This window comes from Pedobacter rhizosphaerae (genome assembly GCF_900111155.1).
GTDB lineage: Bacteria > Bacteroidota > Bacteroidia > Sphingobacteriales > Sphingobacteriaceae > Pedobacter > Pedobacter rhizosphaerae.
On the sequence record NZ_FOGG01000015.1, the window covers coordinates 16,071 to 36,488 of the forward strand.

20 protein-coding genes are annotated in these 20,418 nt (G+C 38.8%); 10 read left to right on the forward strand and 10 right to left on the reverse strand.

What is annotated here, in order from left to right:
* Positions 1–22 precede the first annotated feature (22 nt).
* A complete protein-coding gene (locus BMX11_RS13145) occupies positions 23–898 on the reverse strand; it encodes a KilA-N domain-containing protein (protein ID WP_090885017.1) in 876 nt (291 codons plus the stop codon).
* 260 nt (positions 899–1,158) lie between these two features.
* On the opposite strand from BMX11_RS13145, the gene BMX11_RS13150 reads away from it, so the two are divergent.
* The 5 genes from BMX11_RS13150 to nadD all read left to right on the forward strand — a co-directional run bounded on the left by BMX11_RS13150 (position 1,159) and on the right by nadD (position 3,856).
* On the forward strand, positions 1,159–2,022 hold the full coding sequence (locus BMX11_RS13150) for a YicC/YloC family endoribonuclease (protein WP_090885020.1): 864 nt from the start codon (positions 1,159–1,161) through the stop codon (positions 2,020–2,022).
* 66 nt (positions 2,023–2,088) lie between these two features.
* Entirely contained in the window at positions 2,089–2,658 is a 570-nt protein-coding gene (gmk, locus tag BMX11_RS13155) for a guanylate kinase (RefSeq protein ID WP_090885022.1), read from the forward strand.
* Between the two features lie 35 nt (positions 2,659–2,693).
* Entirely contained in the window at positions 2,694–2,897 is a 204-nt protein-coding gene (vapB, locus tag BMX11_RS13160) for a type II toxin-antitoxin system VapB family antitoxin (RefSeq protein ID WP_090885023.1), read from the forward strand.
* The gene (locus tag BMX11_RS13165; protein WP_090885024.1) at positions 2,898–3,281 is read left to right on the forward strand and encodes a type II toxin-antitoxin system VapC family toxin; all 384 of its coding nucleotides are present in this window, start codon (positions 2,898–2,900) and stop codon (positions 3,279–3,281) included. It begins immediately after the preceding gene.
* Between the two features lie 2 nt (positions 3,282–3,283).
* A complete protein-coding gene (gene nadD, locus BMX11_RS13170; protein ID WP_090885025.1) occupies positions 3,284–3,856 on the forward strand; it encodes a nicotinate (nicotinamide) nucleotide adenylyltransferase in 573 nt (190 codons plus the stop codon).
* Between the two features lie 177 nt (positions 3,857–4,033).
* Here the strand turns inward: nadD and BMX11_RS13175 are convergent, their stop codons facing one another.
* Entirely contained in the window at positions 4,034–4,585 is a 552-nt protein-coding gene (locus tag BMX11_RS13175) for a GNAT family N-acetyltransferase (RefSeq protein WP_245738666.1), read from the reverse strand.
* A 5-nt stretch (positions 4,586–4,590) separates the two neighbouring features.
* Positions 4,591–5,292 (reverse strand): SAM-dependent methyltransferase, encoded by a 702-nt coding sequence (locus BMX11_RS13180; protein WP_090885027.1) that lies wholly within the window; start codon positions 5,290–5,292, stop codon positions 4,591–4,593.
* A 281-nt stretch (positions 5,293–5,573) separates the two neighbouring features.
* Between BMX11_RS13180 and BMX11_RS13185 the strand changes: the two genes are divergently transcribed.
* The gene (locus BMX11_RS13185; protein ID WP_090885029.1) at positions 5,574–7,160 is read left to right on the forward strand and encodes a DUF6600 domain-containing protein; all 1,587 of its coding nucleotides are present in this window, start codon (positions 5,574–5,576) and stop codon (positions 7,158–7,160) included.
* Positions 7,161–7,197: 37 nt separating this feature from the next.
* On the opposite strand, the gene BMX11_RS13190 is transcribed toward BMX11_RS13185, so the two are convergent.
* A complete protein-coding gene (locus BMX11_RS13190) occupies positions 7,198–7,827 on the reverse strand; it encodes an HAD family hydrolase (protein WP_090885031.1) in 630 nt (209 codons plus the stop codon).
* A 150-nt stretch (positions 7,828–7,977) separates the two neighbouring features.
* Between BMX11_RS13190 and BMX11_RS13195 the strand changes: the two genes are divergently transcribed.
* From BMX11_RS13195 to BMX11_RS13210, 4 genes are all read left to right on the forward strand, one after another.
* Positions 7,978–8,205, forward strand: coding sequence for a YtxH domain-containing protein (locus BMX11_RS13195; RefSeq protein WP_090885034.1), 228 nt, complete (start codon positions 7,978–7,980; stop codon positions 8,203–8,205).
* A 62-nt stretch (positions 8,206–8,267) separates the two neighbouring features.
* A complete protein-coding gene (locus BMX11_RS13200; protein ID WP_090885036.1) occupies positions 8,268–9,665 on the forward strand; it encodes an MBL fold metallo-hydrolase RNA specificity domain-containing protein in 1,398 nt (465 codons plus the stop codon).
* 180 nt (positions 9,666–9,845) lie between these two features.
* Entirely contained in the window at positions 9,846–10,532 is a 687-nt protein-coding gene (locus BMX11_RS13205) for a class I SAM-dependent methyltransferase (RefSeq protein WP_090885038.1), read from the forward strand.
* A gap of 65 nt (positions 10,533–10,597) precedes the next feature.
* A complete protein-coding gene (locus BMX11_RS13210) occupies positions 10,598–11,614 on the forward strand; it encodes an LLM class flavin-dependent oxidoreductase (RefSeq protein WP_090885040.1) in 1,017 nt (338 codons plus the stop codon).
* Between the two features lie 3 nt (positions 11,615–11,617).
* Here the strand turns inward: BMX11_RS13210 and BMX11_RS13215 are convergent, their stop codons facing one another.
* From BMX11_RS13215 to BMX11_RS13240, 6 genes are all read right to left on the reverse strand, one after another.
* Positions 11,618–12,754, reverse strand: coding sequence for a M28 family metallopeptidase (locus BMX11_RS13215; RefSeq protein ID WP_090885042.1), 1,137 nt, complete (start codon positions 12,752–12,754; stop codon positions 11,618–11,620).
* Between the two features lie 247 nt (positions 12,755–13,001).
* Entirely contained in the window at positions 13,002–13,919 is a 918-nt protein-coding gene (locus BMX11_RS13220; protein ID WP_139180187.1) for a DUF6607 family protein, read from the reverse strand.
* A gap of 25 nt (positions 13,920–13,944) precedes the next feature.
* Entirely contained in the window at positions 13,945–15,147 is a 1,203-nt protein-coding gene (locus BMX11_RS13225; protein WP_090885046.1) for a PepSY-associated TM helix domain-containing protein, read from the reverse strand.
* A 76-nt stretch (positions 15,148–15,223) separates the two neighbouring features.
* Positions 15,224–15,934 carry a DUF4198 domain-containing protein gene (locus BMX11_RS13230; protein ID WP_139180188.1) on the reverse strand — a complete coding sequence of 237 codons (711 nt, stop codon included), beginning with the start codon at positions 15,932–15,934 and terminating at the stop codon, positions 15,224–15,226.
* A 64-nt stretch (positions 15,935–15,998) separates the two neighbouring features.
* Positions 15,999–18,443: a TonB-dependent receptor gene (locus tag BMX11_RS13235; RefSeq protein WP_090885051.1), complete on the reverse strand. Its 2,445-nt coding sequence runs from the start codon at positions 18,441–18,443 to the stop codon at positions 15,999–16,001.
* Positions 18,444–19,009: 566 nt separating this feature from the next.
* Positions 19,010–19,705: a DUF4397 domain-containing protein gene (locus BMX11_RS13240; RefSeq protein ID WP_090885053.1), complete on the reverse strand. Its 696-nt coding sequence runs from the start codon at positions 19,703–19,705 to the stop codon at positions 19,010–19,012.
* Between the last annotated feature and the right edge of the window lie 713 nt (positions 19,706–20,418).

A 20,418-nucleotide genomic window follows, 5' to 3' on the forward strand; every position in this document is an offset into this window, starting at 1 on the left:
GTATAGGTCTTTATATACATATTTATTTCTTTGGGTCTTCCTTCTTATGTACAATAGCCCTCAGCATGTTTGGGCTTTCGGCATCCGCATCTTCAATGCTTTTTGAAGATTGTAGAGACTTTAATTGTTGAATTGCAGATCTACGTAATATTTTGAAACGGTCATCAATACTCATATTGGCCCGGATGAGTTCTGCGTTTACAACCTCCAAACCATTCAATACGATCAGTTGGTGGACTGTAGCGTAATCCCTCATATTTTCACCATTTAATGCCAGTTGCGGATTATTTTCTTTCCACTGCTTAGCGGTATATCCGTACATAGCTTGATTCAATAGGTCTGCTTCCGTAGCGTATAGAAAACCTTCCTTATCCTTTGGGAGATTTTTGGCTGGTATTAATACGTCTTTTATTGCGTCTGTTTGAACCCTGTAATTTGCTTTTGTAAGAACACGACGTACGTCCCAAGCTTGATTCAGTTGTTTTGACTCAAAGTCCTTTAGTCTTTGGAATTCCTGTATCAGCAAAAGCTTAAATTCCGGACTAATCCATGTCCCGAATTCGAAAGCTATATCCTTATGAGCATAGGTTCCCCCATATTTTCCTGATTTTGAAATTATACCAATGGCTCCCGTGGCATCAATCCATTTTTTTGGTGTTAGGGTAAAATTATTTAAGCCGGCTTCTTTTCTAAAGGTGTCGAATTCGACACCTTTAAAATCTGGGTTGTATAACTTTTCCCAAATTCCGAGGAACTCAACTGTGTTTCTGTTCCGCATCCAATTTTTTATATGGTCTACGCCTTCCTCACCCTTTACCATGTCTGTAAGGCAGATGTAATCTTGATCGTTTTTTGCCACTATGCTTATCTCCACTCCCTTTAAATTGATTTTACTCATGAGCTTTTAATTTAGATTCAAAAAATTACACTGATTTTTAGTTAAAAACATTCATAATATCGTTGCCCATTAGCGTGCTGAAAGCTTTCTTAAATGATTCTTTCATGTAATCACTTTTCAGTTGGTAATAGTGTATGAAAGTATATCAAAAGTAATCAATATCAAAGCGCTAAAAAAATTAGTATAAGCTATTTAATTATTATCTATTGTGTTTTTGTGTTATCTCTTATTTATAGCTAGCTTTGCGCATGATTAAATCCATGACGGGATACGGCTTAGCAACAGCTGATTATGCAAATGCAAAGTACAGTGTCGAAATCAAATCGCTCAACAGCAAGTTTCTGGAGCTGAATTTAAAATTCCCTAAGGCTTTTTCTGAAAAGGAACTGATTATTAGAAATATCTGTAGTAAAGACATTGAAAGAGGTAAGGTAAGCTTAAGTATCACCGTAGAAAGAAATGGCGGCGAAGTTACCGGGGCTACCATCAATACTGCATTACTCAGTCATTATTATAACCAATTAATTGCGGTAAACGAATCGCTGAATGCCAATAGCAGCAATCTTTTACAAACGGCTTTAACCTTTCCCGATGTAATTAATTACAAAGAGGAGAGTGTAAGCGAAGATGAGTGGAATCATCTGTACAAAGTGTTTACACAGGCACTAAGCAATTTCAATCAATTTAGAGAAGATGAGGGAGCTGTTTTAAAGGCAGATCTTGCACTTCGTATTACCAATATTCTGTCTTATTTCAAATCAGTAGAAGAACTGGAACCGAGAAGAATTACTGCTATTCGCGATAAATTTGCTCAGTTTTTAGATGATGCAGTAGGTAAGGTAAATATTGATCAGAATCGTTTTGAACAGGAATTAATCTATTACATTGATAAAATTGATATTACTGAAGAAAAAACGAGGTTGAAAAGCCACTGTGATTATTTCTTGCAAACTTTAGACAGTAAAGAAGCTAACGGAAAGAAAATGGGATTTATCTCTCAGGAAATTGGAAGAGAAATTAATACCATGGGTGCCAAAGCAAATGATGCGCAAATGCAACAGTTCGTGGTGGGAATGAAAGAAGAGTTAGAAAAAATTAAAGAACAATTACTAAACGTATTATAGCAGCTCAAAGCGCAAAACCAAAGCCTAATCTTTGGTTTTTCTGCTTTAGTCTTTAGTCTTAATAAAATGAAACAAGGCAAATTAATTATATTTTCGGCACCATCTGGAGCAGGTAAAACAACAATTGTACAACATCTTTTAACCAAATTCCCTGAGTTGAGTTTTTCTATTTCTGCTACCACACGCGAAAGCAGAGGCACTGAGCAACATAAAAAGGATTACTATTTTATCTCTAAAGAAGAATTCTTGCACCGTGTTTCACAACACGACTTTGTAGAGTTTGAAGAGGTATACAACGGAACATTTTATGGAACGTTGCGTTCGGAGATTCAGCGCATTTGGGATGCCGATAAACATGTAATTTTTGATATTGATGTAGAAGGTGGCTTGCGTTTAAAAAGAAAATATGAAGAAGATGCATTAGCTATTTTTGTTCAACCTCCGTCATTAGAAGTGCTTAAAGAGCGTTTGGCCGGCCGTGGAACCGACAGTGCTGCAAAATTGCAGGAACGCTTTGCCAAAGCCGAAAAAGAACTTCAGTATGCAGATAAGTTTGATGTAGTATTGAAGAATTTCGATTTGGATATTGCCTGTGCAGAAGCAGAGCAGCTTGTTTCGGACTTTTTGAATAAATGATCTTGAGTAAACATTAAAAGTCTTATATTTATATTATGACTGATATTCAATTGTATAGCCAGATTTCTGCCCTGCCTTCAGACCTGAAGAAGCAAGTATCTGATTTTGTATCTTCACTTAGGAAAAAGTCTGGAGAAGGCAAAAAACAGAAGGAAAGGCATTTTGGCTATGCAAAAGGATTTTTTCAAATCAATGATGACTTTGATGAGCCATTAGACGATTTTAAGGACTATATGTAAATGCCATTTTTATTAGATACACATACTTTTATCTGGTTTATAAACGGCGATCCCAATCTTCCTAAAGGAGTAATTAAAGAAATTCAGAGCTTAAAAAATCAATGTTTTATCAGTATTGCCAGTATTTGGGAGATCGCTATTAAATCCAAATTAGGAAAGCTATCTTTTTCCGGGGGATTCGATAAGCTAGAAGAGTTTCTTACAGAAAATCAAATAGAAATCTTACCCATTACTTTCAATCATATTCAGACGTTAAATGAACTGGATTTTCAACATCGAGATCCATTTGATCGTATCCTTATTGCTCAAGGTATTTCTGAAAAAATAACTATTTTAACTATGGACCAAAATTTTAAACTTTACAACGTAACTGTTCTTTGGTAAACATGAAAACAGGCCTCTTTTTCGGTTCGTACAACCCCATACATACTGGGCATTTAATTATGGCCAATTACCTGGCCAACTATACAGCACTTGATGAAGTTTGGTTAGTGGTTTCACCACATAATCCCTTAAAAGATAAAAAAGGCCTAACGAATATGTACGACCGTTTGGAAATGGCCAGGCTGGCTACCGAAAATGTTGAACATATCCGCGTAAGCGATATCGAATTCACGCTACCCCAACCTTCTTATACCATTGATACCCTCACGCATCTGCATGAGAAATATCCGGACAGGGAATTTGTTTTAATTATGGGAGCAGACAACCTGGTGTCATTCAAAAAATGGAAAAATTATGAAGTACTGCTTAAAAATTACCAAATTTACGTTTACCCAAGGCCGGGAGCAGATGTGAGCGAATGGGAAAACCATCCTGCCATTACTTTTACATCAACTCCTTTAATGGAAATATCCTCCACATTTATTCGCAAAGCGATAAAGGAAAAAAAGAATGTGCAGTTTTTCCTGCCAGATAAAGTGATTGATTTTATTGATGGTAAGGGAATGTATAGATAGGAAGCCTCTTATTTCCAATTCCTTAACCACAAACAGTCGTCATTCTCGCGCCTGCGGAATGTACTAAAAGGTAATTTTCAGCCAAAACGACTCCCAATCAGTTGTGATTGATGGAATGATTAGCATTGCAGCTTATAATTCTTATGTGGCTTATATGGTAAAAGTATTACGCGAAATCTAATTTGTCCAATCTTCCCTCAGCATAGCGTAAAGCACGAGGTCGAGAAATTTATTATTAACCAGTTCAGCCTGCCTCAAAATACCCTCTTTTACGAAATTTAATTTCTCAGGGATGGCCTGGCTTCTCCGGTTTTCGGTTGCTGCCTTAATTTCAATTCTGTTTAGGCCCATTACGCCAAAGCCGTGATCAAGAATTTTCTTGCAGGAATTGAGCATAATACCTTTACCAACAGCTGTTTTGGCTAGCCAATAGCCGATGGCACCATTGCGATTGGCTGTTTGAATATGATGCAAACCAATTCTGCCTACAAGTTTATTTTGATGAATAATAACAAAGCTAATCTCCTTATCTTCTTCCTGAAGCTGTTCACAACTTTGAATATAAGCCATAACATCTGCAACTGACTTCATGTGCTCTACCCAAGGTAAAAATTGCCCCAGGTGAGCTCTATTGGCATCGATACAGGAAAACAAAGCCTCAGCATGATGCCTGTTAATCAATTCCAGCTGGATATCCGTGCTCACCTGAAGTATTAAAGGCTTCATCATATGGATTAAGAAAGCAAGAAGATGGTCGGTTTTTTATGTAAATCTACTTCTTCTTTACGCCACTGGGCAATACTCTGTGTTTTGATAAACTCATCTGTTGCTGTGATGTTGCAGGCAATGCAAAGTTGCGTGTTGGATTTACAGCTTTTTAAAATATCTTCCAGCAGCTGATTATTTCTAAAAGGGGTTTCAATAAACAATTGGGTTTGTTTATACCGAGTAGCAGATACCTCTAAATCTTTAATGCGCTTACTGCGTTGCTCTTTATCAATAGGAAGGTATCCCCAAAAGGTAAAGCTTTGACCATTAAAGCCAGATGCCATTAAAGCCAGTAAAATAGAGCTTGGCCCTACCAATGGAACTACCTTTATGCCTCTTTTATGTGCTTCGGCAACAATCTCTGCCCCTGGATCGGCAATGCCCGGACAGCCAGCCTCACTCATTAAGCCTACATCTTTTCCCTGGGTAAGCTCCGCAAAAAAGGGTGACAGATTGTTACGGTTATGTTTGCCATAATCGTGTACTATTAAATCTTTTTGAGGTGTTTTCAATCCTGCTTCTTTCAGGAATTTCCTCGCCGTTTTACTGTTTTCAACAATATAGGTGTCGATCTGGTTGATGGTATCTACCAAATAGGGGGTAAAGGTTTTATGTGCTGCTTCTTCCGCTAAAGGAACAGGAATAAGATATAAAGTGCCGTTTTGCATAGCGCAAAAATACTGACAATAAATAGAATTTAAGTTTTAAAGTTTCGGCTTGGAGCAGTATAATCTATTTTTTAAGCAGTGGTGTAGCAAATTTTATTTTTAAATGACTTCTTTTCTGCACAATTATACTCGTCGCAAAACGTTAAATATAAGTTAAATATGCCCTTACGAGCAATATTTAAAGGAAAACCAAAAAACTATGCAAGCATATTAAACCTTAAATGGTTTTGGTTCTCTAATTGATACACACACAATGTTAGGTTAATATAAAAAACACACAAATGAAAACACTGAAAAAATCGGCACTTGTGCTGGGGCTTTTTGCGCTCCTTGCCGGAACCACTACCTTAGTCAGGGCGCAGGGCTATCCTGATAGCTATCAGGATGATGAATATTACAATGATGGCAACGTCTCTCTTCAAACTTTTTATGATGAACTTTCTCCCTATGGAACCTGGATTCAGGATCCTCAATACGGGTACGTTTGGCGGCCAGATGTAAATCAGGCAGATTTTCGCCCCTACTACACCAATGGTAGGTGGGTAATGACCGAATACGGAAATACCTGGGTTTCAAATTACGACTGGGGTTGGGCACCTTTCCACTATGGCCGTTGGGTATATAATAGCTACAGACAATGGATTTGGTTACCAGATACCAACTGGGGTCCTGCTTGGGTTGATTGGAGAAGTGGAGATGGTTACTATGGCTGGGCACCAATGGCACCGAGTATCAGTATTAACATCAGTTTTGGTAGAAGATACGTAGTTCCTGATTATTGCTGGAACTTTATTCCACAGGCCAATATCTATGTAAATACTTTCCCAAGATATGACTACGGAAGAAACAATGTTTACATCCGCAATACCACCATCATCAATAATACTTATGTATATAACAGAAGAACATATTATGGTGGTCCAAGAGCGGAAGATATCAGACGGGCAACCAATCGTGATGTGCGGGTGTATAGATTCTCACAAAGCAGTAGGCCAGGAGCAAGCAGAGTAGGTGGACGTGAGGTTTCAATTTACAGACCAAGAACAGATCGCAATGTAGATAACCGAAGTGCCGCTCCGAAGAAATTTGATAGGGGGAATGCCGGATTTACCAGAAATGGAAGAGAAGGTATGGCGAATCGCGATAACAGAGGAAATAATAATGGTAACGACAATAGATTTGGAACAAGACCAGACCGCTCTGTAGGTCAGCCAAATAGAGGAAATGAACCTAATAACAATCGTGGCAATAATTCTTCTGCCAGCAGAGATGATAGGTTTAACAATAATGGCAATGGTAGAACACAGCGTGCAGATCAGAACAACAATGCTGATTGGAGAAACAGACAGGCAGGTGCCGAAAGAACTCAGCAGCAGCAACGTGAGCAGCAAAATCAACGTTTTGAAAGAACGCAACAAGATCGTGTAAGCCAGGAACAACAGCGTGCCCAACGTGATGCGCAAATGCAACAACGCCAGCAACAGGTAGAACAACAGCGTTCTGCGCAGATGGAGCAGCAGCGGTCTCAGCGTGATGCTCAGGCGCAACAACAACGCCAGCAACAAGCAGATCAGCAAAGGGCTCAACGTAACGAGCAAATGCAGCAGCAACGCCAGCAGATGGAGCAACAAAGGGCACAACGCAACAACGAACAGATGCAACAGCAACGTGCGCAACAAGACCAACAACGTCAGCAAGCACAACAACAACAGAGAGAAGCGCAGGCGCAACAGAGGGCACAACAACAGCAACAACAAATGCAACAACGCCAGGAGCAAAGAAGATCGGAAGCCCCTCAACAACAAAATAGGGGTGGTGAAAGAGGAAGTTCAGAAGGAGGCAGACCTTCACGAGGCGGAAGAGGATAATTCAATAAAGTTCCGATGAAAGTCGGGACTTTTATTTTTATTGGCCAGCTGCTTTTGCCAGTTCTTTTAAATTTTTAGCACGAAACGTAGTTTCAGCTTCGGGGTGCAGGTTTTCAGGATCTAATAAAAAGGTAGAAAGACCGAGTTCCAGTCCAAATTTAATTTCCGATTCAGCATCGTCGCCAATTACCAAAATGTCATCAGGGTTTAGATTGTGTTTCGCAATTAATGCTTCAAAAGCATCTTTTTTACTTTCGTTAGATGTGCTGGCATCAACCACATAAAGCTCTTCAAAATCATCGGCTATGCCTAGCATTTTTACTTTAGTTGTTTGTTTCTTTAAAAAGCCAGCAGTGACTATAAATTTTCTTCCTTTTAAATTTTTGATATGGGGGTAATCTTCACTTGGGGAAAGGGCTTCGGTTACTTCCCCATTTTTGAGGTATCGAATGGCATGATTTACTGCCTCTTGTTTAAAACCATATTTTTTGGCTACTTTTTGAAACGGCGTTCTCAGCATATCGGCCTTGGCTAAAAGGTATTGCTCAGGTGTAATACCGAGATCTTCGCCCGCTAAAAGTGCATATAAGCCACCCATAAGCTGTTTTTCATTCGGCTTAGTAAAGTAAATGGTATTATCTAAATCAATAAAAAAGACTTTTTTCATATATTTTGGCTTGAATGTTGTAAAAAATAAAACAGCTGTGGCAAATTTATGTTATTAATGTTGACAAACTAAAGTTGTTAATTATCAATCAGGTATTGCTCAGATAAAATAATCAAGTGTTAATTGAATTACCATTTAAAATCATTTATTATGAAAAAGGAAACAAAAATTATAGTAGGCGTATTAGCAGGAGCTGCACTTGGAGCAACCATTGCATTGGCATTATCTTCAGATTCTTCCAGTGAAATTAAAGGAAAAGTTTCAGATTGGTTGGCTGGAATACTAGATGCATCAAAAGAGAAGCTTGCTGGTGTTGCAGATAAAGCAGCGGGAGTTGCAGATAAGGTTAAAGATAAAATAGCAGAAATAAATGCATAAAGAATTGGAAGTGCCGGAAATATCCGGCATTTTTATTCTGACATATTTCTAACCGCTGTTAAATGAAGATTGCTTTTCACGGTGCGGCCCGTACAGTTACGGGAAGTAAGCACCTCATTACTTTAAAAAATAATACCCAAATATTACTAGACTGTGGCCTATTTCAAGGAATGGGTGCAGTTACAGAAAAACTAAATGATTATTTTGGTTTTGATCCGGGTAAGATTACTTATCTGGTATTGTCTCATGCACATATAGATCACTGTGGGTTATTACCCAAATTAGTAGCTGATGGTTTTAGTGGGAAAATTTTCTGCACGGCAGCTACTATGGATCTTGCCCGCATTTTAATGATGGATTCTGCGAAGATTCAAATGCAGGATGCCGAATTTGCCAACCGCCACCTCCGTCAGGGCGAAGAACCTGAAGCACCCTTATACACTGATGATGATGTGGTACAGGCGGTTAGTCAAATGAAAATTGTAGATTATGAAGAAGATTTCGAAATAGAACCTCACATTCGGCTAAAGTTTACCGATGCTGGTCATATTTTAGGGAGTGCCGCTGTGCATTTGACTATCACAGAGGAAGGGAGAACAACTAAAGTTACTTTCTCAGGTGATGTAGGTCGTTATGGCGATTTACTCTTAAAAAGTCCTCAACAGTTTGCACAGGCAGATTATATTTTAATGGAATCTACTTATGGTGATTCGCTGCATAAAGACCTTGATCCCATCGAGGATATGCTCTTAGAAATCATCCAGAACACCTGCAAAATTAAAAAGGGAAAAGTGATCATCCCAGCATTTAGCGTAGGTAGAACGCAAGAATTACTTTACGCCTTAAATGGGCTAGAGTTGAAAGGAAAGCTTCCTGATGTACTATATTATGTTGATAGTCCACTTTCATCAAAAGCTACCGAGATTTTAAAAAGTCACCCGGAAGTTTATAATAATGGCGTAAAGGAAACGCTGAAAATTGATCATGATGTTTTTGCCTTTAAAGGATTACGGTTTATTGAAAGTTTAGAGGAATCTAAAGCATTAAATAATGATCCACGGCCATGTGTAATCATATCCGCATCGGGGATGGCAGAGGCTGGTCGGGTAAAACACCACATCCGAAACAATATCAGTAATGCCAAAAATACCATATTGATGGTGGGGTATTGTGAGCCTTCTTCTCTAGGAGGAAGATTAATTGCAGGGCAAAAAGTAGTCGATATTTTTAGAGAGGATTACGAAGTAAAAGCAGAGGTTCGCTCGATCAAATCGATGAGTGCCCATGGCGATTACGAAGATTTATTGCAGTTTTTATCTTGTCAGGATCCAGCGAAAGTGAAACGGCTCTTCCTGGTTCATGGTGAATATGATGTACAGCAAAATTTTGCCACCAGATTAAAAGATCATGGCTTTAAACATGTGGCTATTCCGGAGTATCATCAGGAGTTTGAACTTTAGGTTAGTATCGAGTATCAAGTATCAAGTATCAAGATTGGGTGCATGGTTAGGCTAATTGTCTATATACTAACGACTAAATACTAAGTACTGTTAAAAAGTATCGGGTATTTAGTATCAAGAGCGCCGGTTAGAGTCTTTCTGCTTTCCTTTTTTCTGCTGCTTGTTCCTTATCTTTGCACCATGGATGTTTTTGGTAAGGCTTTAACCGATGTATATAGAACTGGCGAGGCAGACACGCTTTGGTTGCACAATTCTTATGGAGAACCAGAGGAGATGCCTGTAGAATTTTTCTTTAGAGATGATGAAGATATGCCGGTGTTAGAGCTTCAGGCTTTGCATATGTGTAGTGGTAAGGTATTGGATATTGGTGCAGGAGTAGGGAGTCATGCGTTGCTGTTACAAGCTTTTAATATAGATGTTACCGCTATTGATATTTCGGAGGCTGCGGTAAATATTATGAAAGACCGTGGTGTAAAGAAAGCCTTTGTTCAGGATATATTCAGCTATCAGCAAAAATTTGATACTATTTTATTACTCATGAATGGTATTGGCTTAACCGGAACATTGCCAGGGTTTAAGGAATTCTTAATCAATATTAAAAACCTGTTAAATCCGGGCGGGCAAGTCATTTTCGATTCTTCGGATATCGCTTATTTGTATGAAGATATGCCAAAGCCACTTAACCAATATTACGGGGAGGTTTCTTACCAATATGAATATAAAGGGGAGAAAGGCAATTGGTTTAACTGGATTTATGTTGATGAGGCAACTATAGAAACTATCGCTAAAGAAACGGGTTGGGAGAGTGAGATTATTTTTGAGGATGGGGAAGATCAGTATTTGGTCAAATTAACTTTAGCGCAATAATATTAAAGTCATAAGGCGGCAACCGGTATAAGTTTTAATCTCAAGGCTCATAAATTTGTTAGCAGATGATGAGTAAAAAGATAAAATTAAGCGTATTAGATCAATCGCCCGTACGTAAGGGGGTAAATGCCCGCAGGGCGATTGAAGAAACAACGCTATTGGCTCAGGAGGCAGAACGATTGGGATACCATCGGTTTTGGGTTTCTGAACATCATAATACAACCAGTTTAGCAGGCTCCACACCCGAAGTACTTATAGCCCACCTGGCCAATCATACCCAAACCTTGCGTATTGGTTCTGGGGGGATTATGTTGCCCAACCACAGCGCCTTAAAGGTTGCCGAGAGTTTCCGTTTATTGGAAGTTTTACATCCCGGACGTATTGATTTAGGCATGGGCAGAGCACCGGGAACAGATCGCATTACTGCTTCAATGCTTAATCCATCAAACAACTGGAGTGAGCAGGATTTTGCGGAACAATTGCTTCAGTTACAACATTACCTTCATGATACTTCTGATGGTGGCATTCAGGCCAAAATAAAAGCCATTCCAATTGCCGAAACCGTTCCTACTCAATGGCTATTAAGCAGTAGCGGTCAAAGCGCTTTATTTGCAGCCCATTTTGGAATGGGTTTTTCTTTCGCCCATTTTATCAATCCACATGGCGGCCCACAGGCTGTTCAATATTATCGTGATCACTTCAAACCTTCGGTTGATTTGGTAGCACCTGAAGAAAATGTTGCCCTCTTTGTTTTCTGTTCTGAAGATGAAGAAAAGGTGATGCAACAGGAGGCCTTAATGAGTTATCGGTTTTTGCAACTGGAAAAGGGTGGGGGATTAACTTCCACGGGTTACGATGATATTAAGGATATCAGCTATAATTTTGCCGAACAGGAACGGATTAAAGCCAATAAACCCCGAATGATTTACGGTACCCCGGAAGTAATTAAAGATCGGTTAACCCAACTTGCAGATGATTATGATGTAAATGAATTAATGGCGGTAACGATTACCGAGCATTTTGAAGACCGGATTAAATCTTATCAGCTTCTCGCCGATTTGTTCTTGTCAGAAGGCGCTTAAGCATCATTCCATTTGCTTTTGATTGAAGCCAACTATCAATTTAAACAGATCATTGTATTCGGTTAAAGGAAGGCTTTCTGGCTGATCAAAAATATCATGGTAGGCGGAAGGACCTCCCTGGGTATAAATAAAGAAGGCCGGAACCCCTTTTTCGGTAAAGAAATAATGGTCGCTATTGGCGGCCTTACCCCTCGGATTTATTTTAATGATATATTGATGTGCATTGTTCAGTTCATTAAGCTGTGCAAAGGCTTTAGGGTAAACACTGGCGTTAACAACTGTCATACCTGATGCTCCCGTTCCTACTAAATCCAGGTTTAATAGAAACTTGATATTGGAAAGTGGAATTAATGGGTTTTCTGTAAAGTAATGCGATCCTATTAACCCTGCTTCTTCTGCAGCAAAGCAGATAAAACCTATGGAATAGGGTTGAGGATTGGCCGCGTAATATTTTGCCAGACTTAAAAGTGTAGCCACTCCTGCAGCGTTATCATTGGCTCCGGGGAAGTAAGTTTCGCTGCCCATGCCACCCAAGTGATCATAATGGGCGGTAATGATTAACAGTGAATCGGGTTTCCGTGTTCCTTTAACAAAACCACAAATGTTGGCGGCTTGAAAATTAGGGACGAACTGGTTTTCAATATCTGTTTTGATATCTTTCGGAATGTAATTAAAAGATTTTTTATTGAGCTGAATAGTAAGATTGGGGGTGGTTTCGGTAGCTACAGACCAGGTGAGTTTATCTTTCAATGTTACTTTAAGGCCTTGATTACTTTCGTAATTTAAAGTGTCTGTTTTGCTTAATGTGAATTTGCCTTTTAATCCTGTACTTTCATTGTTAACAATAAAGTCTTTACCGGGGATTAACTTTTTGCCATTTAATTCTACGCTCATCTTGCCCGGAAATGTATTCACAGGGAAGTTGAAAGTTTGTAGGTAACTACTGCCCATGGGTTTTAAGCCTATTTTTTGATATTCTGAAGCTATAAACGCTCCGGCTTTTTTCATTCCATCCCTCGTGTACCCTCTACCCCAAAGTGCCTTTGAAGTTAAGGTATTGATGGTTTCGCGAACGTATATTGAATCTTGAGCAACACAAAATGCCGGTAGCAGGAGGAGTATTAAAATGAGTTTTTTCATGGTCAAGAATCTAATATAGTGTTTTACACTAAAACAAAATGAGTTTTGAAGAATGATATCATAATCTAGCTCCCCTCCTTTTTTCAAGGAGGGGCAGGGGGTGGTTAGTATAATTAAACTGCAATTGTGAGTTCGCTAATTTAATAACACTCGAAAGTTTACTGGTCTGTGAGCCACAGACCATGGGTGATAAAAAAAATGGTCAGCTCCTTTCGCAACTAACCATCTCCTATTTAACTAACGATCTTTATTTTACCAAATACGGTTGAAGACCTGCTTTAACCTTTTCTTGATTTTGTGCTGTAGTCCATTTTTCTTTAACCGACTGGTAGCCTAATGCGAAAAGTACTTCATAAAGTAATTTGCCATTGGTTTTAGTCTGAACTTTTAGGTTGCTGTTATTTGCAAGGATATCTGCCCATACAGCGCGAACATCTGCCCAATACTTTTCCTGGCTAGCCCACCATTTTTGTGCGAATGCGAATTTTTCAGGTGCAATTTTGCTGAACTCCTCATAACCTTTTTCAACGGCTAGAAGCTTATCCCCATTAGCCGTACGTATCACCTTTTTATTGTCCTGTTCAAACATCCAGCCCTCTTTGGTAATGTTAATTCTGCTACCGCGATTTAATACGTTATAATCATTGCGGGTAGTAGACTCTCTTCTAGGTAGAGGAGAATCGGTTTCACTCTGCCAGGCATCACGGCCACCTACGTGACTCCATGTGCCGTAACCTTGATAACGTGGGCTATCATCTACCTGATAAACTTTCTGCGTCCATTTGCCTTTTACATCTGCCGGGCTTACTTTAGCTTTTTTCCAGGCATTGTCCTGCGTATAAAGCATCAAATCGGTATCCTCATAAGTCCAGTCCTGGCGCCAGTGTTTAATTACGGTACTGTCATCTATGGCCAGCATGTGCTGGATAACGATTCTTTTAGGTTCATCGACAATGATTTCTGCCCATTCATTTGCATGGCTTTTGTAGGGCTTACTAAATTTGTATGCAGTATCTGGTGCGGTCACTTCGGCATAATTGAAGTTAACTTTATAAAAACCAGCCAGGGCTTTTATCGCTTGTCTGTCTTGCTCCAGTTTATTTTGAGCATGGGCACCAACAGTAGCCATACCTGTAAGGACTAAGATTAGGGTTAAAATTTTCATTTTATATTGATTTATTACTTTGTTTTTAATTTTCCGCTGCTGCGGGATTTTTCTTTTTCTTCTTTTTTCCCCACCAAATGATAAATCCGGTTATGGGTAAGCTTGCAGCAATGAAGCTTGCAAAAAATGCAAGAATTTTTCCTGGTAAACCTAAGATTGCGCCAACATGGATATCATAGTTCATCCCGACTACGACCTCTCCAGCATTCTTTTCTGATTGATTTCTTCGCTGAAGTAATTTGCCGGTATATTGGTCAAATTGGATCATGTCATAATTCCAATAGGTTTCATCTCCGCGGTAGCCTGTAGCGTAAATGGTAGCTGTTCCACCTTCTGCAGGAGACATTCCAATACGATCAGCTCCTTTAAACTCTTTTTTGGCTTGTTCAAAGGCAACATCAAAGGGAATGGCTGTAATGGTTTTGGTTGAATCAGACTTTACATCGACCTGGGCAGGAGGTGTAATGCTTCTGGCGGCTACCACATAAACCGTAGCCTGAAACCATTGAAAGGCCCAAACCAAACCGGTTAAGGCAAGCATCAGGCAAATAGTCATGACGTAAAAGCCCAAAACATTGTGTAGATCGTAATTTACCCGTTTAAATTTGGCTTTCCATTTCACTTTGAAACTCTTTTCAAAGTTTGATTTCTTCAGATTTTTTGGCCACCACATTACAATACCTGAAATGAGCAGAAAAACGAAAATGAATGTTGCCCAGCCAATAATTTGCTGGCCTATTGGATGATTGATCAGAAAGCTCCAATGAAGCATTTTAATGATGGCAAAGAACTCGTATTTGTGATCGGCAACTAAGGTGACTTTCCCGGTGTAGGGATTAATCAGCACCAAATCATAGTAGTCTATCGAATCGAAGTACCAAAAAGCTTTGGGATCTCCAGCTTTGTAGGTGCCAAATTCCCAGGCGCGATCTGGTGTTTGGTAAGTAGAGATGAAACTGATTTTTTTCTTTCCCCCTAAAGCTTTTTCCGCGTTTGCTTTTAAAGTACTTAAGGGTAGCGTTTGGCGGTTGGCTGGTACTTCAATAAAAACCTCTTTTCGATGGATAAATTCCGTGATTTCTTTTTGAAAGGCGAAGATACACCCCGTTATCCCTAAGTGGAAAACAATGAGGCCGGAGGCAATGCCTAGCCACAGGTGTAACCAATCGCTGATTCTCCTGATCCGCGATTTAGCAGGTTTTTTTTTGATTTGTTTTTTTAGCGCCATTAAAGCTATATTTAATAAAATAACCAATTGATCCTCTTACAAATCAATTGGTTGTGCAGTGGTATGCTTAAATTTTCTACTTTACCTGGGTAGTATAGGTTACCAAATGCCAAACTTTTTCATAGTCTTTGCCATTTAGTTTTCCCGGAGTTTTATCTTCTGTAAAGGCTTCGAAAAAGTAATTTCCTTGTTCGGCAGGTTTAAAAACAAATTTACCGGTAGCATCGGTTTCAGTCGATTCTGCTTTTCTGGCTGGATTTACAATCGTTAGCTTCTGTTTGGCAAAGGGTGCATTATTGTAAATTAATTGATGACTGGAAGTTTCGCCAACTTTTAAGCCTTGCTTTTCTGGTCTGATGGTTAATGCAGCCGTAGCCGGATAGGTGGTATTTACTTTAGCCGTTCCAACAGCAACATCAGCAAAAGCATAATATTCAATTTTGGCCTTCTCGTAAATATCTCTCACTTCATGAACGATAGAAAGTTTATAAGTCCCGTTTTGATCTGGCGTGAAACTGGTTTTAAAGAAATGCACATCAGGAGTAGCCGTTAAAATTTTAGTTGTGCCATTTGGAGTTGTTAATACCAGACTAAATTCTTTTAAGTTGCTAAACCATTTGGCTGCAGAATCAGGCTCGTTAGATTCATATTCTCCGAAGAAGATTTTTACCTCTTGTGCCTGGCCTTTTTTCCCGGTGGAGGCTGTTTCAATCCATAAGGCGTGTGCAAAAGCACTGGAAATACTGAAGACCAGAAATAGGGCGAGTAAGGAGATTTTCGTTTTCATTGTTTTTAGTTTTAAGGTTAAAATGACCCCAGCTCTGATCTGATCCAAAACTGGGGATGAGATATTAAAATTTGTAAGATATGCTGCCTGTAAATGTTCTTATGTCCTGAGGGTTCATTGTACTATAGCCTGTCCAATATTTTTCATTAGTAATATTGTCTACTTTTGCCCCAATTCTAAAGCTATGGTGGTCATAAAATACCGATGCATTAAATATTTCATAAGCAGGTAAAATGAAAACGCCCTGGCTTACACTATTTACAATTTTGTTGTCGCTTGCGTAATTTCCACCAGCACCTAATCCAAAACCTCTCAGAGAACCTGTATTGAATTTATAGCTGATCCATAAATTAGCCGAGTAGGGCGCTGCTGAGTAGGCATCTCTTCTACCTTCTACATCTGGAGATGCATTTTCTAAGCGGTTATCATTGTAGGCAAAACCTGCAATCACATTTAAACCGTTAATCGGATTGGCGATAATTTCAGCTTCAATACCTTTACTAATTTTATTTCCATCCTGAATCTGTGCATTTGGATTTGACGGGTCGCCATTATAGCCCCTAACAATGTCTTTTACTTTGATGTAGTAATAAGAAACAGACCCGGTTAGTTTATTACCAAAAGCATTCATTTTAACTCCGCCTTCCATTTGGTTGGCCTGCTCTGGCTTAAAGGTATTTCCTTGATAATCGATTCCATTAACATTATTAAAGCCGTTTTGGTAGTTGGCAAATAATGATAATTGATCTTTAATAGGTTGGTAAACTAACCCGAATTTAGGAGAGAAAGCGGTTTGCTTGTAGGCTCCCGTTGGTGCCGAACCTGCACGATCAGAGTTCCCTTTGTTATCGTACCTATCCACCCTTAATGCTGCAAGCGCAATTAATCTTTCAGTTAAGTTGATCACATCTGATGCGTAAGCACTGTAGGTATTCGTTTTGAAGTTGTAAGGATATCTGAAAACCACACTGGGATCGTTTGCAAGTCTGGAATAAAAAGCAGCTAAATTGGTTTCGTTAAAATCATTATAGTTAGCATCTTGGCCATTTTTATTGGTTAAATCGAATGTGTCGATAGAATAGAACAACTGATCAGAATTTTGGCGTAAATAATCCAATCCTAAAACAATTCTGTTTTTAACCGAGCCTATATGAAAAGTGCCGTTAAAGTTTTGTTGTATTTCGTAGGTGTAAACTTTGCTGTTATCTGTAGATTGGTCTGCTCTTGAAAGATAATCTGCTCCGGGAGCTGCACCTGGATTGAGGACGCTATTTGGAACCAAAAAGAAATAAGAACCACGGCCGTTAGAAAAGCTATAGCTTGAGGATACGCTGGTATGTGACGACCAGTTTTCGTTAAATTTATAATTGGCTTGCCCGAAGAAGTTGGTGCTCTTATAATTTTGCTTAATGCCATCACCGATAAATGATTTGTTGTAATCAATTCCAGCCTGATCGGCTCTGTCAAAACCCAATTGGGCAACAGGGAAGTAAAAGAAAACAAAAGGTTTTAAAGTGTTGGTACCATTAGCAATTTCGGCATCGAAAGTAAAGTCTAATTTATCGTTTACTTTATAAGATAAACTGGGTGCAAGAAAAAAGCCTCTATCGTAAACATTTTCCTGGAAAGAGCCTCTGTAGTTGTAAGAAGCATTTAAGCGGGCGTAAATTTTATTGTTTTTATCAACAGGGAAATTAAAATCTGTTGTTACCCGATTTAAATCATAGCTGCCTGTTGCATAGCTTACTTCTCCGCCAATTCCTTCAAAAGGCTTTTTGGTTATGCGATTAATTAAGCCCCCATAAGAAGTAAGGGTACTTCCGAATAGGGTAGCAGAAGGACCTTTAATTACTTCTACGCTTTCTAAATTAGCGGCATCATTACGACTGGTTACCAATCCTGCAAGTCCATTTCGTAGTTTAGCCTGAACAATAAAACCTCTAGATGCATAATAAGCACCGCCATCGCCACCACGAGATGTTGCATCCCACATTTTTTGAATACCCGTTGCGTTTCTGGTTGCGTCATCTACAGAAAATACCAGTTGATCATTTAAGGTTTCTTTAGTGATGGTGGTGTAAACTTGTGGATTCTCTAAATTATTCAATGGCATTTTAGAGACAAACTCGCTCTTTTTAGCAGCATATTTATTTACTCTGCCCTGGCTAATGTTCACTTCATTTAATTGATTGGCATTTTGACTGATAACAAAGTCTACTATTTTATCTTCACCCGCAACTACCGTTATATTTTTTTCAATATTCTCGATCCCTACACCTGATACACGTACAGTGTAAGAGCCTGGTTTAACCCGCTGGATTTCAAAAAAACCCTTTTCATTCGTCATATTGCCTAAGCCTTTTCCCTTTAAGCCAACAGAAATATAGGGAGCAGATTTTCCGTCAGATGTAGTTACCTTACCTTTTATGGTCCCCAACTGCTGTGCATAGGAAAATAAAACGATAAAAGAGAGGATAATCGTTAAACAAAAGGGTTTGATTTTAAGCATATTAAATTTTTATTTGGATTAATTCTAAGTAGCGGCAAAATAACGGAGCAAATTCTAATAATCCAAATTATTTTTAATTAATCTAAATAATAATACGTTAAATTTTAATGATTAGCTATTTCAAGCTAAAACGATTAATTCTTTGTTAAATGAAATAAATTCTACAGGCGATATTAAAACAAAAGTATTAATGGCTGGAATGGTATTTTGGTGAGGTCAAAATTAACCTACAGCAGATGAGTGTTAATTGATGGAGAGAATGACGACTTTTAGAATGCCCTAAGCAAGACTTGCTTTTTAACAAAGGAAGGAGTTAAGCACCTAAAAACCTTCAAGAAGGTGCTTCCTGAAGTAATTTGCTTCAATCGATTGTAGTTGGTGTGGTATTTTTGGAGAAACAAAACATGGATTGCCGTGCATCGGAAGTTATCCCAGGTTTACTAACACTTACTTTTGTATGGTTGGGGGGACGGCATCACTTTTCCGTTTTAGGAATGTCTGTGATTAGCGGTATGATGCATGGCAATCCAAATTTATGGTTTTATTATATCAGGTTTAACCCTCAATTATTTGATTGTAACCGCTTGTAGATTAACAGGGCGCTGAGTATCATCTGCCGGAGTAACCAATCCACCATAAATAACATCGTAGTGATAGCCGGCAACAAAGGTGAAGCCTGTTAACGATGCTTTAACCGCTCCTCCCGATGTTTCTTTAGCATCCAGCGTGTATGAGCCTGCATCTACTTGTACAAATGCAGTGGCTGTTTTATATGTTTTGTTGGTGAATAATGCTGTAGTGGCTCCGTTTTTAATTAAATCCATTGCCGGTGCATCTGGCGATAGGTTGATAAATCTGATGTAAGCTTTATCAGTAGCAGGAACACTAAGATCATCGCTAACTGTTAATCCATCTAAAGAAGTACCCTTATTGATTAAGAAAAACGACTGATACATGTTCGGTGATAGGGAAACAGTTTTGGTTAACAAATTTTCGGTAGAACTGGCCGTTGTAAATTTCAGGCTGTAAGATCCTGCCTCGCGTGCGGTATAAGCTACTGAACCTGCGTAAGGAATGGCAGCAGAATTAATAACACTTCCATTTAAATAAATATTATATGTGGCCAGGGTTGGAGAGGCGTTAACAGTTCTCAGGTAAGAAATGGTTGTACTTACTTCATCCTTTTTACATGCGCTAAGCGTAATAAGAAACATTAAAGTTAAGGACAGGAATTTAAAATTTTTCAGCGTAGAATTTTTCATAATTAGTGTTTGATGATTAACAATTTATCTAATGATGGAACCTTTTAATTAAATAACACGGTTTCAAATGCAAATATTAACTTTAAATAGCAATTGAGAGTGTTAAAACTTGTTAATTGATGTTAAAAATGGCTTTTATTTGATGATTTGCACATTCCCATCGTCCGTTAGTGCCGCTTAAATAAAATGTAAGATGGTTTGATGTAAAATGGAAACCCGCCCCGCTGTTCAGTCCATCGTCCATTTTTCCCTATTCCATCCTAATGTAAAATGGTTTAATGGAAAATGGAAAAGCCGCCCCGCTATTTAGTTCATCGTCCATTTTTCCCTCTTCCATTATATGTAAGATTGTTGATGTAAAATGGGAAGGCCGCTCCGCTGTTCAGTCCATCGTCCATTACAACCCCTTTCTTTATATGTAAAATGGTTTAATGGAAAATGGAAAAGCCGCCCCGCTATTCAGTCCATCGTCCATTTTTCCCTCTACCATTATATGTAAGATTGTTGATGTAAAATGGGAGGCCGCCCCGCTGTTCAGTCCACCGTCCATCAATCCCTTTTTCGATTTTATGTAAGGGAATGATCGTTTTATGTCTTTTATTTCACATAAATTTCGTAAAAAAGTTAAAAAATATTGTGGAACTCAATTATTATTTAAACCTTTGCACCTCAATAGAGTTAAAGCCGTTTTAATACGCTAGAAATGATTAAAA

What these genes read in the sequence shown, in the direction of transcription:
- BMX11_RS13230 (WP_139180188.1), bottom strand. Translation starts at nt 15,934, where the DNA reads ATGAAAACGAAAATCTCCTTACTCGCCCTATTTCTGGTCTTCAGTATT.
- BMX11_RS13145 (WP_090885017.1), bottom strand. Translation starts at nt 898, where the DNA reads ATGAGTAAAATCAATTTAAAGGGAGTGGAGATAAGCATAGTGGCAAAA.
- BMX11_RS13195 (WP_090885034.1), top strand. Translation starts at nt 7,978, where the DNA reads ATGAAAAAGGAAACAAAAATTATAGTAGGCGTATTAGCAGGAGCTGCA.
- BMX11_RS13205 (WP_090885038.1), top strand. Translation starts at nt 9,846, where the DNA reads ATGGATGTTTTTGGTAAGGCTTTAACCGATGTATATAGAACTGGCGAG.
- BMX11_RS13150 (WP_090885020.1), top strand. Translation starts at nt 1,159, where the DNA reads ATGACGGGATACGGCTTAGCAACAGCTGATTATGCAAATGCAAAGTAC.
- BMX11_RS13225 (WP_090885046.1), bottom strand. Translation starts at nt 15,147, where the DNA reads ATGGCGCTAAAAAAACAAATCAAAAAAAAACCTGCTAAATCGCGGATC.
- vapB (WP_090885023.1), top strand. Translation starts at nt 2,694, where the DNA reads ATGACTGATATTCAATTGTATAGCCAGATTTCTGCCCTGCCTTCAGAC.
- gmk (WP_090885022.1), top strand. Translation starts at nt 2,089, where the DNA reads ATGAAACAAGGCAAATTAATTATATTTTCGGCACCATCTGGAGCAGGT.
- nadD (WP_090885025.1), top strand. Translation starts at nt 3,284, where the DNA reads ATGAAAACAGGCCTCTTTTTCGGTTCGTACAACCCCATACATACTGGG.
- BMX11_RS13240 (WP_090885053.1), bottom strand. Translation starts at nt 19,705, where the DNA reads ATGAAAAATTCTACGCTGAAAAATTTTAAATTCCTGTCCTTAACTTTA.
- BMX11_RS13220 (WP_139180187.1), bottom strand. Translation starts at nt 13,919, where the DNA reads ATGAAAATTTTAACCCTAATCTTAGTCCTTACAGGTATGGCTACTGTT.
- BMX11_RS13235 (WP_090885051.1), bottom strand. Translation starts at nt 18,443, where the DNA reads ATGCTTAAAATCAAACCCTTTTGTTTAACGATTATCCTCTCTTTTATC.
- BMX11_RS13200 (WP_090885036.1), top strand. Translation starts at nt 8,268, where the DNA reads ATGAAGATTGCTTTTCACGGTGCGGCCCGTACAGTTACGGGAAGTAAG.
- BMX11_RS13215 (WP_090885042.1), bottom strand. Translation starts at nt 12,754, where the DNA reads ATGAAAAAACTCATTTTAATACTCCTCCTGCTACCGGCATTTTGTGTT.
- BMX11_RS13165 (WP_090885024.1), top strand. Translation starts at nt 2,898, where the DNA reads ATGCCATTTTTATTAGATACACATACTTTTATCTGGTTTATAAACGGC.
- BMX11_RS13175 (WP_245738666.1), bottom strand. Translation starts at nt 4,585, where the DNA reads ATGATGAAGCCTTTAATACTTCAGGTGAGCACGGATATCCAGCTGGAA.
- BMX11_RS13210 (WP_090885040.1), top strand. Translation starts at nt 10,598, where the DNA reads ATGATGAGTAAAAAGATAAAATTAAGCGTATTAGATCAATCGCCCGTA.
- BMX11_RS13185 (WP_090885029.1), top strand. Translation starts at nt 5,574, where the DNA reads ATGAAAACACTGAAAAAATCGGCACTTGTGCTGGGGCTTTTTGCGCTC.
- BMX11_RS13180 (WP_090885027.1), bottom strand. Translation starts at nt 5,292, where the DNA reads ATGCAAAACGGCACTTTATATCTTATTCCTGTTCCTTTAGCGGAAGAA.
- BMX11_RS13190 (WP_090885031.1), bottom strand. Translation starts at nt 7,827, where the DNA reads ATGAAAAAAGTCTTTTTTATTGATTTAGATAATACCATTTACTTTACT.